Annotated in this window: 14 protein-coding genes and 2 pseudogenes; 9 read left to right on the forward strand and 7 right to left on the reverse strand. The window is 37.3% G+C overall.

Going from position 1 to position 17,207, the window contains the following annotated elements; genetic code table 11:
- The first annotated feature begins 312 nt into the window (after positions 1–312).
- The 9 genes and pseudogenes from Q3C19_RS16690 to Q3C19_RS16730 form a co-directional block, all read left to right on the forward strand.
- A complete protein-coding gene (locus tag Q3C19_RS16690; protein WP_302730838.1) occupies positions 313–570 on the forward strand; it encodes a hypothetical protein in 258 nt (85 codons plus the stop codon).
- Between the two features lie 196 nt (positions 571–766).
- A complete protein-coding gene (locus Q3C19_RS16695; RefSeq protein ID WP_087213421.1) occupies positions 767–973 on the forward strand; it encodes a helix-turn-helix transcriptional regulator in 207 nt (68 codons plus the stop codon).
- A 20-nt stretch (positions 974–993) separates the two neighbouring features.
- Positions 994–2,313 (forward strand): hypothetical protein, encoded by a 1,320-nt coding sequence (locus Q3C19_RS16700; RefSeq protein WP_302730840.1) that lies wholly within the window; start codon positions 994–996, stop codon positions 2,311–2,313.
- Entirely contained in the window at positions 2,292–3,545 is a 1,254-nt protein-coding gene (locus tag Q3C19_RS16705) for a hypothetical protein (protein ID WP_087213418.1), read from the forward strand. Before Q3C19_RS16700 ends, Q3C19_RS16705 begins: the two co-directional genes overlap by 22 nt.
- The gene (locus tag Q3C19_RS16710; protein ID WP_302730844.1) at positions 3,542–5,899 is read left to right on the forward strand and encodes an McrB family protein; all 2,358 of its coding nucleotides are present in this window, start codon (positions 3,542–3,544) and stop codon (positions 5,897–5,899) included. Before Q3C19_RS16705 ends, Q3C19_RS16710 begins: the two co-directional genes overlap by 4 nt.
- 17 nt (positions 5,900–5,916) lie before the next feature.
- Positions 5,917–8,358 carry a DUF2357 domain-containing protein gene (locus tag Q3C19_RS16715; RefSeq protein WP_087207473.1) on the forward strand — a complete coding sequence of 814 codons (2,442 nt, stop codon included), beginning with the start codon at positions 5,917–5,919 and terminating at the stop codon, positions 8,356–8,358.
- Between the two features lie 18 nt (positions 8,359–8,376).
- Positions 8,377–9,630 carry an SIR2 family protein gene (locus Q3C19_RS16720; protein WP_007566673.1) on the forward strand — a complete coding sequence of 418 codons (1,254 nt, stop codon included), beginning with the start codon at positions 8,377–8,379 and terminating at the stop codon, positions 9,628–9,630.
- Positions 9,611–11,344 carry an ATP-binding protein gene (locus Q3C19_RS16725; RefSeq protein ID WP_302730848.1) on the forward strand — a complete coding sequence of 578 codons (1,734 nt, stop codon included), beginning with the start codon at positions 9,611–9,613 and terminating at the stop codon, positions 11,342–11,344. The genes Q3C19_RS16720 and Q3C19_RS16725 overlap by 20 nt, the downstream gene beginning before the upstream one ends.
- Before the next feature lie 50 nt (positions 11,345–11,394).
- Positions 11,395–11,637 (forward strand): annotated as a pseudogene (locus Q3C19_RS16730) (death-on-curing protein); the annotation flags it as partial.
- Here Q3C19_RS16730 and Q3C19_RS16735 read toward each other — a convergent pair.
- From Q3C19_RS16735 to Q3C19_RS16765, 7 genes and pseudogenes are all read right to left on the reverse strand, one after another.
- Complete coding sequence (locus Q3C19_RS16735; RefSeq protein WP_302730850.1) at positions 11,606–12,274, reverse strand: hypothetical protein; 669 nt, start codon at positions 12,272–12,274, stop codon at positions 11,606–11,608. The pseudogene Q3C19_RS16730 and the gene Q3C19_RS16735 sit on opposite strands and share 32 nt — an antisense overlap.
- Positions 12,274–13,173 carry a relaxase/mobilization nuclease domain-containing protein gene (locus Q3C19_RS16740; protein ID WP_302730852.1) on the reverse strand — a complete coding sequence of 300 codons (900 nt, stop codon included), beginning with the start codon at positions 13,171–13,173 and terminating at the stop codon, positions 12,274–12,276. The genes Q3C19_RS16735 and Q3C19_RS16740 overlap by 1 nt, the downstream gene beginning before the upstream one ends.
- The gene (locus Q3C19_RS16745) at positions 13,157–13,525 is read right to left on the reverse strand and encodes a MobC family plasmid mobilization relaxosome protein (RefSeq protein ID WP_118431704.1); all 369 of its coding nucleotides are present in this window, start codon (positions 13,523–13,525) and stop codon (positions 13,157–13,159) included. Before Q3C19_RS16745 ends, Q3C19_RS16740 begins: the two co-directional genes overlap by 17 nt.
- A 101-nt stretch (positions 13,526–13,626) precedes the next feature.
- The gene (locus Q3C19_RS16750) at positions 13,627–15,432 is read right to left on the reverse strand and encodes a DUF3987 domain-containing protein (RefSeq protein ID WP_302730869.1); all 1,806 of its coding nucleotides are present in this window, start codon (positions 15,430–15,432) and stop codon (positions 13,627–13,629) included.
- Positions 15,383–15,982 carry a BT4734/BF3469 family protein gene (locus tag Q3C19_RS16755; protein WP_117706933.1) on the reverse strand — a complete coding sequence of 200 codons (600 nt, stop codon included), beginning with the start codon at positions 15,980–15,982 and terminating at the stop codon, positions 15,383–15,385. The genes Q3C19_RS16750 and Q3C19_RS16755 overlap by 50 nt, the downstream gene beginning before the upstream one ends.
- Positions 15,979–16,332, reverse strand: coding sequence for a helix-turn-helix domain-containing protein (locus tag Q3C19_RS16760; protein WP_048927615.1), 354 nt, complete (start codon positions 16,330–16,332; stop codon positions 15,979–15,981). The genes Q3C19_RS16755 and Q3C19_RS16760 overlap by 4 nt, the downstream gene beginning before the upstream one ends.
- Positions 16,333–17,020: 688 nt before the next feature.
- Positions 17,021–17,207 (reverse strand): annotated as a pseudogene (locus Q3C19_RS16765) (hypothetical protein); the annotation flags it as partial.

Below are 17,207 nucleotides of genomic sequence, written 5' to 3' on the forward strand. Positions count from 1 at the left end.
TTGCCGTATCTAAGTTCCGCAAGACTATATAGATGAGGTAAATACCGGTGCATTTCCACTCCGTCCGAAAGACACACATAACCGATTACTTTTGGAGAACTTTATAGAAGAACTGCTCAGTATGAAGTCTCATGAGACTATATCCAAGGTAATACCACAAAAAGGGACATTTGTAGAAGTCTATAATCGAGTGCTTATAGGCCTTATTACAAACAGTAGCCATAAAGGTTATTTGCAAAGTTTCAAGGATGGTAATGCCACCTTATATCACATATCCCCACAACTATTGCTTTGCAAAATCTACATTACTTCATGCCTTATTTTAAAGGAGAAGGTATTCGTGATACCTATAAGATAATTAGGGTCAGAACCATCATGTCAAAGGAAGCGAAGCAAATGGAGGGAGATACAGAGGTCTATGACCTTCATCTTGCTTTTGAACCGCAATACTTTCGTAAACAATATGATGGCATTCAACCAATCCGTACAACCAAAATAATAAGCCGCACGTTTATTGATACTACTTTTGATAAATTGGATAAAATTGTCATAATAAATAAAGAATTATAAATTATCAAATAAAGTTATGGCGGTAAGTGATACAATAGGGGGTAGAACTCAATTTCTATATACAATACACATAGTAATAAACGATTGCAAATCTGATTTGCTATATGCGATTCGTTATAGAAGCATAAAAAAAAAGCCTATAATGGCTATTCCGAAAAATGTTAATACCTTTGCATTGAACTTAAATAAAATTACAATGGACGATTTGAATCGATTAAAGGTGGTACTGGTTGAGCAGAAGAAAACTGGTAAATGGCTTGCAGAGCAACTTGGCGTTAGCACTACAACCATAAGCCGATGGTGCTCAAATGCATCACAGCCAGACCTTCAAACATTAAATAAGATTGCAAAAGTTCTAAATGTCAATATGAAGGACTTGCTGACAGATAACAAAATGGAATAGAATTACATAACGTCTTAGCAATGACGCAAGAAAATAAAATACTAAAAGCGCGTTTGATGGATGTCTATCAAGCTCTTGAAAACAAATATAATCCAATGGGACTTACCATTGGTACTTATGATACACCCGTCAATTTTAACGAATCATTAAGAACGCCAATTCATAGATGGTATGGATATAAAGAAGGCTTCTCTCCATCCTTCGTGAATGAATTCGTTTCAAAATATTCAAGATCTTCAGAAGATATTATTTTCGATCCCTTTGGTGGAGTCGGAACGACAGGACTTGAAGCTAATAAAATGGGGTACAATGCATATCTTATGGATGTCAATCCATTAGGCATTTTTGCATCTACTGTTAAAACAAGGCATTACTCTGACATCGAGGTAGAGCACTTCGTTAATGAAATCAATTTATTTGAGTCGATTGAGAAGTGGCCAATAACCTTGTCGATTGACAATAAAACGATTGTTAAATATTTTGATGAAACAACGTGGAATTCTCTACTACAAATTAAAAGTTATATTTCAAAAAGAGGTGATGAAACTGTTCGGAATTTGTTTTCCTTGGCCCTTTTGTCCCTAATAGAAGAAATATCAACGCATCACAAAAATGGTAATGGTGTTAAGAAAAAAAGAATGCTTCCAGAACCGCTGTCATTTAGCGCTCTAAAGGAGAAATTGGTTGGAAGATTATCGATGTACATTGGCGATATTAAGAACACAAATCTTAAAGGCGAAACAACTATCTTTTATCAAAGTAACCTTGAGGGGTATGCTCTACCTTCAAAAGCAGACATTGTATTAACATCTCCTCCGTATGCGAATTGTTTTGATTATAGCAAGGTCTATCTAACTGAATTATGGGTTGGAGGTTTTTTTACTACAAAAGAAGATCAAAAACTGTTTAGAGACAAATCTGTAATAAGTCATGTCCACTATCGGTGGAACCCACGAAATGAGACCTATGGGACTGACATTATAAACAATTTGATTGTGCCAATTCTTGAAAAGAAAGATTTATGGAGTAACAATATTATTCCCATGTTAAAAGGTTATTTTTCTGATATGGGTAAATTTCTTTTTAATCTTTCAAAGAATCTTAATGAAGGAGCCACCGTCGGCATTGTCGTTGGTAATTCCGTCTATGGTGGGACTCCAATAGCAACAGATGTTATTCTTGCAAGGCAGGCAGAAGAATTAGGCTATAAATGCATTAATATTAAGGTATATAGAAAGGTAATAGCATCATCTCAACAAATGATATTATTATCAGATTATGAAAAAAAATATGTTCGTGAAAGTTTAGTAGTACTCAAATGGATAGGAGAAACAAAATAGAAATCGATTTATATAATCCGTATAGACTGGGCTGGGGGGAAGAAATCTCTTTTCCCTCTTCTAGAAATGTTAAAGAATATGGGAACAGAATATACAATAGATATCCTGCAAGAAGCATTTTTTTGGTACCCCGTGCCATCCTTGCTTCAATTGGCAAGAAACACATGAACGTTCTTGATCCTTTCATGGGGAGTGGTACAACTGCTGTAGAAACTGTTATTAGTGGAAATAATCCTTATGGATTAGAGATGGACCCGTTTGCCAGAATGGTGGCAGAAGTAAGTTCAACCATATTCAGCAAAAGTGAACTGAATGAGATAAATGAGGTACAGGCATCATTAATTAGCGATTGGAAAACGTTTGAAGAGGCAGAGGTTCCTAATCTATCAGGTATAAAACGCTGGTTTAAGAAAGAAGACTTATCGAATTTACTGAAATTGAAATCTGCCATAATATCTATTGCTCCAAAGAAATATCGGCCTTTTTTTATGGTGACTTATGCAGATGCAATTAAGCCTGTATCATTAATGGAAAGACAGTCATTGAAGCCTTATATTTCAACAAAGTATCCGAAAGAGACAAAAGATGTTGAGTCTTCCTTCATGTACAGCTTTAATGTACATTTTGTTGCTATGCAAGAAATGTTGTCTTCAAAAAAAGCAAATAGAAGGATTAACTGGATTGGTGATGATGCGACAGATTTTCTATTAGAAAGCCCCATTATAGATATTGCTATTTCTTCCCCACCATACATAAATGCATTAGATTACACTCGTTGTATTAAGGTGGAAAGTGCATTCTGTGGAACAATTGACAATAATATTGCAAATAGATTAAGAGAGAAACAAGTTGGACATGAAAGAAGACGTACCCAAGAGATTTCTGAAGTGGTAAAAGAATATTTTACACCATATTTTGACAAAATTGTCGATAGGGATAAGCTGAGAGCATTAACATGCCAAGCATATTTTAATGACATGTATAAAAACCTCGCATGTGTACATAATGTCTTAAAAAAACATGGGGAATACCATGTTATAATTGGAGATAACACTATAAAAGGAGTAGAAATACCAACCCATGAAATTATTCAACAATTAGCAATAGAAGTGGGATACGAAAGCTTCGGTTATTATAAGTATGTAATAAAAGACCATCGAACATCTATTCCTAGAAACAAGAAAAATAGTAAAATAGAGTATGAACACGTTATAATGCTTAGAAAGTTATGAAATATAACATTAATTGTATCTATAACTATTATGACACCCTTCTTTCTGAATGGGGTGAATGGAATCGTAACATTCTAGTTGGTACATTTCCCGATGATGCCACAAACTTAACTGAGGCACTAGGAGTTTCTACTTCTGATGGCCGTTCTAGAGCTAAAGAACTTTTTAGAATAGGTTTACTAAATCATGAACTTACAAAAGGTATGCAGGCCTTAAACTCTATTAAAAATGGAGAAAATGTACAATCAAGGCTTGGTTACATTGTCGCTCTTTTATACCAAACATATGAAAAGAACGACTCTAATTCAATACATAGAGCAATAGCTGCAATAAATGCTATTTTTTCAATTGTACAACCTTTCGAAATTGATGGTTTTTCAATATCAGTTAATTCAGTTGTACATCGACTACTTGAGAGTTTTCCTATCCCAGAAGGCAGTGACAGAATAACTTGGTTAAGGTATTTATTATCTGGATTTTGTTGTGAATTAAAAGAAGCTAGAACTTCTAAAACAATATTGGATTATCTTCATGGGCGACAAGACCAGATTACTTTACGAATAATAGATAATAAAACCAGGAATATAAGAAGTTCTTTCTCTAGTGTTGATGAATTAAATGAATGCATCAGAAACGGCATTTCACTAACTAATATTCATCACCAAAAGATGGCGTTATTTATGTTGGGTTCTGCAAAAGATGTGGAACCCAGAGGGTTCTATGGAATTGCAGATAAGTATTTCCCGGAATTTCTTAACAGTTGTTATCTAGTAGAAAAAAACAATTTAAACAATTCTCCTTTTAGAGGATTATACTATGATGATGAAAGTACCCTTTGCCAGAAAGCGAACATCATTGAAACACTCAAAAACGTGTGTAGTAAAAATAAGGAATTATCAAAATCATATAGTGTTATTATGAAATCAATAGAAGAAGGTGCAATTGAAGCACTTATGTACATGTCAGATAAGCCAAAATCTGCATTTGTTTCAAGCTGGAAACCATCTGAAAAAATATTAAATAATGGCGATATTTTACGTTCTGTAGCAGCTCTTCAGACTAAGCCCTTCCTTCTACTTGCAGGAATTTCTGGTACGGGCAAAAGTCGTATTGTCCGTGAATTTGCCTTTAAGTCATGTCCAAAATACTTGCAAGACAAGGCTGGCACAACGCCTGGCAACTATTGTATGATTGAGGTAAAACCAAATTGGCATGACTCAACAGAATTGTTGGGATATTACAGCCGATTAGGGAAGGGTGGTTATCAGTTCACTAAGTTCGTCAAGTTCTTGGTAAAGGCCAAAATGTTCCCTACAGTTCCATTCTTTGTTTGTCTTGATGAAATGAATCTGGCGCCTGTAGAACAATACTTTGCAGAGATTTTGAGCATATTGGAAACTCGCAAGCATCCAAAGAATGAAGAAACTGGCGAGGTTGATATGACCATGGTTAAAACAGAGCCAATAATTGATGCGCTGTATTTCCGTGAATTTTCAGAAATACCCCACACAAAGAATGCACAAACAGGAGAGCCTTTCAGCAGCAATTTGACCGACAGGGACATCTACCTTAAACTCTTTAATATTAAAACCGAAAGTAATATTAATGAAGTGGTCGGCAAACGTACAGACCTGACAACCGAAGGACTAACCCTTCCGGACAATGTAGTAATCATTGGTACAGTCAATATGGATGATACCACGCATCAGTTCTCTCGTAAAGTGATTGACCGTGCTATGACCATAGAAATGAATGGAGGTAATCTACGCAATATGTTCGGTGGTAGCAAAAACTTGGAGTACTTGTCTGGCGAAGAGCAACAAAAATGGCAGAATGCTTTCGCTCGTCGATATGTCACTGCCGACGAGGTTCTGGAGGCACATTCAGATGTCGCAGCAGAATTAGTAGAAAAACTTCCATCACAGTTGGAGGAAATCAACAAGGCATTGAAAGGCACTCCTTTTGAGGTTAGTTATCGTGTGCTGAACGAACTGACCATTATGGTTGGTGTGATGCTCGATGAAGGCAAGGTACTGGATGATGCCATTGCACAATCTGTAAATAACATTCTGTTAATGAAGATTCTTCCACGCATTGAGGGCGATGCAGAGATGTTTGCGTTGTCAAGAGAATATAAAAGTAAAGTTAATGTACCTTATGACAATCGTTTAGAATGGCTGAAAGAATTGGCTCCAGACATCAAAGAAACATCAAGCGATATTACAACATCTGAAAATGATGAGGCAGAAAAACTGGCAGAAAAGGACAAGGAACATCAACAAACAGCCAAAGAGAAGATACAAGAAATGATTGACCGATTGAATAATCAAGAGTTCACTCGTTTCTGGCCATAATCGTATAGAAAGGACATATGCAGACAGAGGTTTTAAGATTCATTCATCCAGATTACGAGGTAATTGTTCGCACGCAAGACATAAGCTATTCGTGGGAACGCTTCAAGGGTCGCATCAATTATTCAAGGAAAGACAATCCAGATATTGATGCGCCAGAAACATATTGTCGTTATACCTCAAAAGATGAATGTGAACTTCGCCTATACAGTCCAATTACAAGGAAGAAAACTGAAGACGAAGAAGAAACAAAACTTGCAGCGGGCAAGGTTTGGGATAAATTATGGCCTGTCATTTTTGAGACTTGTAAATATCAAGTCCGCTTACTATTCCATGGCGTAGATAAAGACTCTGTACCAGAAATCCGCCATGTACGAAAAGACATAGAGGATAGCTTCTTTGTTGATGAAGAGTTGAATGGAAGGGAAGAAAAATCCCTCACGGGAGAGTTGGACTTTTTGAATGAGCCAGGAGTGTTCAAACTAGATTTCTCCTATCAGAAGAATGGTGTCCGTAAAGATAGCTATGTAACTTTTGATGTAGTATCACCCAAACTTGACACAAAAAACGATTACAAGTCGCTATTACGGGAAATTAACGAGGAGTACGAAAACGTCATCTATCGCTATCTGAGCATTACTCTCCATCAATTCAGTCGAGGACGGATTAATACCGATGCCACATGGATGGCTTCATTCCAAAGCGTTGTGGATGACTATGTGAAGAACGTAAAACGTGTGATACGGAATCCACATTCACAAATTGTGAACTTCCACACATCAAGAAAGGCAGAACAGATTAAGTTCTGGACACCTGCCATGGAAGAACGCTATAGCGAAGTAAAAAAAGAAGGGAAACTGGAAGAATATTACTTTGGCTATAATGAAGCACATTCTACACACGACACGATGGAAAACCGTTTCGTGAAATATACTCTTCAAAGTATTGGAAAACGACTTTCTTCTGTAATAACGTCAGTTCTCAGTTCCTCTCAAGAAGAGCTTTCAGAACGTCATCGCCAGATGTGGACAGACTATCAGGATTCTCTGAGAAAACTTTCGAAACACCCATTCTTCAAAACAGTAGGTCGTTTCGATGGTATGAAACAAGACAGTCTTGTACTGCAAAACCGATTAGGTTATCAGCAAATTTACAAGGATTGGTTGAAATTGAAACGAGGAATTGACTTGTATAATGGAGCTGCAAACATTGGAACTCTACAAATATGGGAGATTTATGAGCTATGGTGCTTCATAAAGATTAAGAAGTTGGTAGCTGATGTCATGGGTATTGACTATAACAAGCCATCACATGAACAACTGGTGACAGAGCCTAAAGGAACATTGCTCAATCCATTTACAAATTCCTCTTTGGAGCATATTGTGGAATATCATTACCCCAAAGCAGAGAACGATGATAAGGATGAACGTAAGGCGCAACTGGCAGCACATGAAGGAGACGTAGTAACTCTTCATTATCAGCATACATTTAACCGAACAAGCGGTAAGGATGAGTATAGCATGGGCATTAATACAGCAACAACAGAGCAACGTCCAGACATTGTGCTTAATATTCGCAAGGCATCTGGAGAAGTTGTCTTGACGTATTTGTATGATGCGAAATATCGTGTTATTAACGACAAAAAGCTTGACAAAGATTTTGAGGAGCAAGATATTGCTGAAATGTCAAATTTTCCAGGAGGTGATTACCCCCCAACTGATGCTATCAATCAGATGCATCGCTACCGTGACGCTATTTATTATAGCAAAGAGCATGAACCATATCGCTCCAAAGAAATAATTGGTGGCTATATCCTCTTTCCTGGTCGTGGTAACGATGAATACATCAAGAGACGTTACTATAGTGCTAGTATAGAAAGTGTGAATATCGGTGCATTCCCTCTTTTACCCAATAGCGAATCCTTGCTGAGAGTGCATTTGAATGACATCTTGATGAAATTCACGACAGCTGATACTCATGTGGCTAAAGCCAAGCCACAACGCACATTGGCATATATCACTGAAGAAGAAAAGGTTGGAATGTTGCCAGACGATTTGGTAATGGTGGCGGTTGCTGGTAGTGAAGAGAAACGTCAATGGACATTTGACAATCTTTGGTACAACATTCCTTTGGATAAAATTGCAGATTCTCCTTGGAACAAAGCAAAGTATTTGCTCTTGTATGTCAAAGGAGAGATATATGTCGGTAACCTCTGCAAGATTGTCCGAACAAAGCATGATGTATGGACGAAAGAGCGTCTAATTCAGTCGAATTATCCAAGTGAGCCACACAACTCATCATATTTCATGATTCGAATAAGAAAGCCGAGTGGCACAGATGCTGAATTGCAAAAGTTGCTATTCAATGTCAAAGACATTCCTAATAAATACTGGGGAAACGAGCGAATGGCATTCATGTTGGTTAAGTTGAATGACTTAGAGACTATCGTTGATAGAGTGTAAATTAAATTGGATATTATAATGGAAAAGATATTCTTATATAAAACGATAACCAAATCTGTTGCCTACGATGAGGAACATTGGTATATTGATAATAATCCTCAACAACAAAATGATGGAGATGGAGTTGCCCAGTTCAAGGAGTATGCCACTTCTGAAGCATTTCGTTTAATAGCGAATGATATTAGTAAATATACTAGTCATCTTAAAAATATTGCAGTTTTGACAGCAGCTGGCACTTCTATGGAAAATGGGGCTCATGGAGGGAAAACTCGTACAGAATTATGGCAAAGCTATGAAGAGGAAATAAATGCGATTAGCTCTGTATTAACACAAAATGATGGTATTTTAAAAGATAAATGCCAGTCAATTATTGAATCTAAGAATATTGAAGACTTTTTGTCTTTTACAATTTTGTATGAAAAGTTGAATGGTGAGATTAAAGACGACGAAGGCAATTCTTTAAGATGTAAATTAGAAAAGAAGATTGCCGATGCTTGCAAGTTGCCTCTTGACGAGAATAATAGACACCATCAGGATTTTATTAGAAAACTAACAGCGCGTAAGCCCGCAGAACCACGAGTTCAACTATATACGACAAATTATGATACATTATTTGAGCAAGCTGCTCAAAGAATGAATTATACCATTATAGATGGTTTTTCATTCTCTTATCCACGATTGTTCAATGGAAGTAACTTTGATCATGACGTTGTATATAGGGAACGTACTAGGATTAAGAACGAAGAAAGTTTTGTTCCTAATGTAATACAACTGTTTAAATTGCATGGTAGTATAGATTGGGAAAAGAAAGATGGTAAAATATATCAAAAAGAAACAACAGATCATCCATGCATCATATATCCTGCAAGTGAGAAATATGAAAGCAGTTATGAACAACCATATTTTGAAATGATGTCACATTTACAGAGTACCCTTCGAAAAGAGGGAACTCTGTTAATTGTTGCAGGTTTTGGATTTCAAGACAAGCATATTCAAAATGTTATTAAGGAGGCTGCACTTCAAAACCCTAACTTTCATTTGCTTATTGTTTGTTTTGGCATGAAAAACTTCGCCAAAGATGGAGAAGCAGATAAATGGGAAGAAAGTGGCATAACACATAATTTAGTTCCTGATTTTGTGGCAGAAGATGGAACTGTCACTCAAAATGTAACAATAATTTTCTCTAAGTTTAAAGCCTTTGTAGAAAACTATCCGTATAATAGCTCTTATGAGGTAGATAATCCCAATAATTATGAAGCCATTCGACCATAACAAATTTGTTGGATATGTTTGTGAGGTAACTCCACAATATGTTCGTTTGCAGATTCCTTCTGCAAAATTATTACATACATTCTATTTTAATGGAGAAATCTTTTCGGGTGGCTCTGTTGGCAGTTTTGTTGTTATTGAAGGTCAAGAATACGGTTTCTTAGGAAGGGTGTTTGAACTGAATCTTCCTCAAGGGGAAAGAACAGAAATAACAAATAGAAGTATAAATGAAGAAGATACTCAGTTCCATCCAATTGCAAAAGTTGAATTACTTGCTCTATTCGATATTTACAAACCTGAGTCTATAATCAAAACTGTTTCTCGTTATCCATCTGTTGGTTCTAAGGTTTTTTCATGTTCTGACGAACAAATAGGTGCATATATATCTGCATTTGGTATAAAAACAGATGATAAGGATGTTCCATTTGCTCCTTTAGGAAAATTAACATCCAATAATGCCTTATGTAATATTTCTCTTAATTCTCTTTTCGGTCGTCATTGTGCTGTTTTGGGGACGACAGGAGGAGGAAAAAGTTGGACTGTGGCAAAACTTATAGAACTTGCATCAGATTACACGGAAAACAAATGTATTCTGATTGATGCTACGGGAGAATACAATAATATCAATGAGAATATACAGAATATTGAACTGGGTACAGGTGAATACATTTTCGATTATAAGAATCTTTCAATTGACGAATTGTATTATTTGCTACATCCGTCTTCAAAGACGCAAGTGCCAAAACTAATGGAAGCTATTAGATCTTTGAAGATGTCCAAACTTGACAATAATACTGAGTTATCTTTATATTATAAACAAGATTCTCAAGGAAATCCAATCAAGGGAAACATATACAAAGCCAAGAAGACAAAGCGCGCATTTGAAGTTTTTTATTATAATCATATTGTACAGATAGAAGACAAATCATGTAATTTTGATTTCAATCTTCTTGCTGCACAGATTACTAATGAATGTAATTGGGATTCGGATAGGAATAATCCTTCAATGTGGGGAGATAGGAATGAAACTGATGTTTCAAATTGTATAAGTTTGATATCTCGAATTAACAATGTCATGTCAACATCTGAATACAATAAAATTTTCGGTTTTAGAAAAGACACTATTCCCGATGCAAAAGACTTAAGAGAAGGCATACAAGAATTCTTGAATGGGGAGAATAGTGTTTTGCGATTGAATTTTTCAAAAGTAAGTTTCGATTACCAAGTAAGAGAAATATTAGTTAATGCAATAGGAAATTATCTGTTGAATGAAGCAAGAAAGGGACTTTATAAGGATAATCCAATAATTATATTCATGGACGAGGCTCATCAGTTCTTAAATAAAAGTATCGCAGATGAATATTTCTCGGCAAAACCTCTTGATGCCTTTGAACAAATTTCAAAAGAGGCACGCAAGTATGGACTATTTTTGTGTATAGCTACACAAATGCCAAGAGATATTCCGTTAGGAACACTAAGTCAAATGGGTACGTTTGTTGTTCATAGATTGATAAATGAACAAGATAAAAAGGCAGTAGAAAATGCTGCATCTGCTGCAAATAGGAATAGTCTGTCTTTCTTGCCAAGTTTTGGAGAAGGAGAAGCACTTCTTGTCGGTGTAGATTTTCCAATGCCATTAACAATAAAAGTCAACGCTCCGCAAAAGGTACCAGATTCCCAAACACCCAAATTAAAGCAAAAAGGTAAACATATATAAATTGACTATTGCTGTTTAGTGTATTGTTGCATGCATATGAGAAGCAATTTATGGCAAATCGAAGAGAAATAAGAAATAGCACTGCTGAGTTCTTGATATTCCAGATTGAAGGTAAGGAACAAGGCATTGAGGTCTATTATAAGGATAAGACTATTTGGTGTACTCAAAAAGCTATGAGTATGTTATTTAACTGTTCAACGGACAATATAGGGCTTCATCTAAAGAATATTTATGATAGTGGAGAATTGGACGAAAAAGCAACTACCGAGAAAATCTCGGTAGTTCGTCAAGAGTTAGTCTCATCCCTGTTTGTTCTATTAAGTACTGATGTTGTTCCTTTACTACCCGATACATGGAATAATGCGCAAAAGATTCTTCCTTATATTTCAGACTACTAACGGAAGCAGCAACAGCCCACGTCAAAATTAAGGCTACAATAACTATAACATATCGAAGTTTAATATGATGTCCCCGTATAAACAGTCCATTTATATTGGGTGGAATAATGGTTATTGGATGTTTCAGTTCGTTGATTTTTGAAAGTATCTCATCCTGCCGTCTTAATATGTTCTCCGTATTAATCTCAATATTAAGGCGATTGAGATTGTAATCACAAATGTGGGTATATATGTATTCAAGTAACCTTGATTTTTGCTTGAATATGTCAACAATTTTGGGGAACCATAGTGAAAATGGCAATGTATCAGGTTGTTGTTTCCAAACATGTTTCTTCACTACTGACAGTGCATCGTTCCAGCAAGTACAGAAGCTTTTGGCAACTCCATTATAAATGGTCTTTTCATCCAAATCCACCTTTATATGTTGCTCCGTTTGGTTTGGAGTTACATTCTGCCCATTAACGCATTCCTTTAATTCATTGATACTTTGACGCAAATTTGCGAGATTTGCAGCTACTACATCTTCTTTCATTATCTTCTACGTTTTGAGGTTTTATAAAAAGATTCGTTTCTTTGGTTATCCTTGTTCTTATCATCCCGCCATCCCTGTTCGTTACTGGTTCCTCCGCCTGCACTAGGAACAATTGCTTGATGGGGTTGCACTATAAGTTCTGTTGCCACATTACCCAATGTCGCACAAAGACGGTTAATGCTTAGATCAGAATCAAGTTTAGAACCGGCAACGCTAAATTCATCCATACAAAAGGATATACCACGAATTTTATCAGAGTTTTCTGCACGATTAAAACGTACATCTATTCCCTTTTCTTTGAGCATATGGAAGAAGTCATGCCATGAGCGAGATGCCACCAACACATCAAGAGTTGAGGAACGAAGATTATACTTACGTAATTGATGAGGGCGCAAACGGCTCTTATTTCTAGCTTTGCTGTTTTTAGTAGCAAAGTAAAGTTTATACTCTTTTGTTAGAGCACGACAGACTTTTGCATTTCGTATCCGTTCGTTGCTATCAGAAATGAGATTACCGTCATTGTCTATCCGGTTGAATACGATATGGCAATGTGGATGTTCCGTATCATGATGCCTGGCTATGATATATTGGGTATTGCGAATCCCCATTTGTTCCATCCATTTCTTGGCAATCTCCACCATAAGCGCATTTCCTTTTTCGTCGTCGGGAAAATGGATGGTATCTTGCGGAGAGAAAGCAAGTGATACGTGTTTCACCGGACTTTTTACTTTCGGGCGCATAGAGGCTTGTATCTGAAAAGAATCTGCTATGGTTTTATTGTTGATAGCACAAACACCTTCATGTGCCAAAAGTGTGGCACTCTTTTTCTTGTTCTTTTGGTCATTGGCGTAATTTACTATTCCTCCAAAATCGGCTCTTGTTTTAATCTTCGCTATCATGATTGTTATTTTTTACTTGGGTGATAATTCTGCTGACTTCTGATATAATAGAAAAGCATTGTTGTTTCACTGCTTCCAAACCATAGACGTGCATCTGATGGGCGATCTGGTTGACATTATTGGCTATACCGGAAAGGTCACGGATTGCCGACACCATTTCCGGACTGATGCGCTGACCGACTTCACAGCCCATTGCAGCCTGGTGGCAAAATTCATTGACAGACAATCCAGCCTGTTGGGCTTTGGATTGTATATAGATATAGTCGTTCTCGGTAAACATTACCCGGAAACATTTCGTGCGTTTCTGGTAACTCGCCAACTTTGGGCGACCACCAAGTTTCTTTTCCTTCATACTTATATAAATTTTGATGTGCATAAATTGATTTTTTGAGAGTGGCAGTTCTATCCGCTTGCCACATAGGTTTTAGTGACACTAAAACACAAACTTGCCACTCAAAAAATCTTCCTATATTTACCTTGTTCTATTCGGCTTAGTCTGCCATCTTTGATAAAGGCTTCTATCCATTTGTTTGCCGTACTTCCATTTTCACCTAAAGCTAAAACAGTTGCGTCATAATCTTTTTTGGTGAATGTTTCTGGCAACATATTATAAAGGGTATTCCTTCGTGCGTAAATGCCCGTTTCTTGTGAAAGGGATTGTAAACGTTTGGGCTGATTTCCTGACAAGTTTCGATAGATGAACACTGCATGGCAAAGCAAGGTCTCGCAGATACTCATGGCTATGGAATAGTCATATTTATGGCAAATCAATTGTATAGTCTTGTCGGAGGAAGATGATTCGTGAGGCATATTCTCCAAATGTCGGACAGCAGTCAACACCATCATTATACGATAGGCAATCAGCCCCATCCGTCGGACTACACCCTGCATCTTGTTATCTACTTCGTCGCAACATTCCTCATTCACCTGACTTAGATATTCTATAAAGTGTTCCTGCAAATCAGAGGGAAGAGAAAAGGAATAATTACCTTGTCTGACAAATTCTTCATGCAGATGGCAGAATTTATCCCCCATCAGTTTGAACATGGCATTCTTGGATTGTGAAATATCATTTGTGGCAAACACGTTTCTTATACCTCTCTTGAAACGAATGATATAAAAACAGAAACGGCTCATCAGACCGTTTTCCGCATCAGGTATCAATTTCCTTACCTGTTCGGGAGTTCCAGCCAAAGCGACTGACACTCTTGGATTGCTGACTTCGCAATATTCCCTGTCCTTGCGGCGACTTAAACTGACTAACTCATGGTGAAATGCCTTTCGTAATACATCTGAATAATTACCATAGTCCGACTTCAAAGTCTGGCTTAATGTGTCACCTTCCGATTCAAATAGCAGTCCGATTCCGTCATTATCTCCCAGTATCTTCAGGAAAGAACTTGCGCTACTGTTGGCAGGAATGACAAGCATTCGCATAGGCGGTTCAGTTGGCATGGTCATTCCACCATCTTTCTTGCCTTTGATGTAAGTGTTCATTGCTTCCTTGTACTCCTGCTCCAATCGTTTGGAAAGTTCATGCAAATTACGATTGATAGGTGCTACAAGTTCCCGGCACAAAGTCAACGCACCTTTCCCCATACCGGCATCTGCTACTACAAACAGATAAAGGTTCGGATAAACGATGCGTTCATCGTACACTCCACAAATATTGTGAAAGCAGACAGACAAACACACAATCGCCCCAATCAATATTGTATCACGGTCATCCAGCGATATAGAATTGTTGACAACCTCATTTAGAAAAGAAGGAAGATTATCGAATACACACTCAGGAAATGCCGGAAGTTCTTCCTCTGACTTTATCCATTTACCCGTTTTTCCATTTTGGATATTTGGCAAAATGGATAAATGTTCTTTGTTGAATGGAGTCAGCGAGATTCCGGCTTGGTTCGCAAGATGGAAGAAAGAACGAATGGTAATACCTTGTCCTTTGGATTGCAGACAGTGTGTATATTGTTTGTCGGTTTCTTCCCTTTGATAGTTAGGGTAAAACCTGCTAATGCGGTGATAATACTCTCGTCCATTTTCTCCCAATCCGTCCACAAGCGCAAAGCCCAATTCTACCCAATCTTTATAATTGGGTGTTATATCAATGGCACGCTGCTCTATTTCCCAGACAATATGTTCCACATCTTCCTCCACCTTATTATATAGTGGAGTGATACTTGGCGTATCTGTTTGCTGTATTTCAGAAGGGACATTCTCCCAATCTTGGGCGAAAAATATTTTCTTCGACATCATCTTTGTATTTAGGGTTAATATATGCTTGTGGATCATGTGGCAAAAAACATGAACGAGCAACGTCACTTCCGGACATATCTACCAACGGCAAGCCTGTCGCTTTGATACAGTTGGTAACAGCCTTAAAGTACCGGGAATGTTCCCAGCCTTTCAAGTCAACGGGTATTATCCATTTTAATCCATTACCGGATGGACTGACAAATAATAGCTCCGTATCGAAATACTCATGGTTGAGTAACTTTTGCTTTAGTTCCATAATATTTTCCACATGATCAAAATCCAGACACATCAATCCGGAGTGCATTATCAGTTCCCTCTCATTCCGCTTACGGAATAGTCCAGAAAAGGTACAATAGTCAAAATGGGTGGCTTTGTACCTTTTGGCTTCAGGAGAAGTAGCCATCAGACGCAAGGCTTCGGTTTGTGGTTGTGCATAATGCCCGGTGATATAGCGGTACACATCCACAATACCTACAGCTCTTATCGGTTCGATGTTCTGGATGGGTTTGCGAAAGAATGAAAAACAATAATCAGTCGTTCCCATCATCTGATAATCTTTTTGGATTCAACAAATCGTCTGGCTTCCTCCATCAATTCATCCTGTGTCTTATGCGATTTGTTCTTCAACCAGTCATCAATTTCTGATTGTAGAAAAGCCAGAGCCTTATTTATTTTATGTACGGGGATTTGTTTGGCTGAAACCCATCCATAAACCGTTTGCTTGGCAGGATGCGATGGTAGGTAAGCACAAAGCTCGTCTATATCCATCCACTTGGGTGAATTACTTGCCTGCTTATTCTGCAGGGCATTTACTTTAGATTGTAGAGCCTCTACGGACTCAATCAGGTAGGACAATGCATTTGGCATCTCCTCCAACGAATTTACTTTATAAGCCATATCTTTCGTATTTTAGAGTTAATGCCGCAAAAGTATATGTATGTTTATGGGTGCTAAATAGGTGCTTGAAAGCCACCAATTACCCACTCATTCACCACCGATAGATTTAATTTTCATTAACACAAAAGGATAATAAAAGAGGGAGCAAACTCTTTTTATAGTAAAATGCTCTCCATTGAGAGTGTCTATGATGCAAAATACCCCTCAAAAAGCAGGGGTTTAATGAGGGGTAAATTATGATGTGTTTATGATTCTTTGTTATAAGTCATTGATGCTCAAGGGTGGAAGTTTCCACCATGACCTACAAAGTCAAAATTTCGATGTGTAATGTATTAGCTGCTTTTTCTTTCTGTTCGTTTACGCTGGGCATATAAATCTGGGGGGCTAATGTTTGTATACTACATTAAAGATTTAGCTATCCGGTAATTTTTTTATAGTGAATCAAGCAGGTGGAAAAACGAAGTATTTTTCCTTCTACACAATTATATGTATATAAATCATTATAGCCTTATTTACCTATATTCTATCATTATAGACTATTTAATCTATAATCTTTGGTGAAAAAAATTCATACCAGTAACAAAATACCCCTCAAAAAGCGGGTGCTTAATGAGGGGCAAATAACGATAAACATGTAATTACTTAACCTGAGTTGCTGAATTACAATAGTCGGAATTTCTGCCATGACTTATAAATTCAGGTTATCTATATGCAGCGTATTAGCCGCTTTTTCTTTCTTCTCATTCACGATATGTAGGCTCGGCTGTCGGCGCCATGCCACCTTACGGTGGTAGGTTTCCGACAGCCTGCCCCCGAACCGTACGTACACGTCTCCATGTATACGGCTCTCCGCCCATAACGGCATTTTAGCTATT

This window comes from Bacteroides sp. ET489, assembly GCF_030518095.1.
Taxonomy (GTDB): domain Bacteria; phylum Bacteroidota; class Bacteroidia; order Bacteroidales; family Bacteroidaceae; genus Bacteroides; species Bacteroides ndongoniae.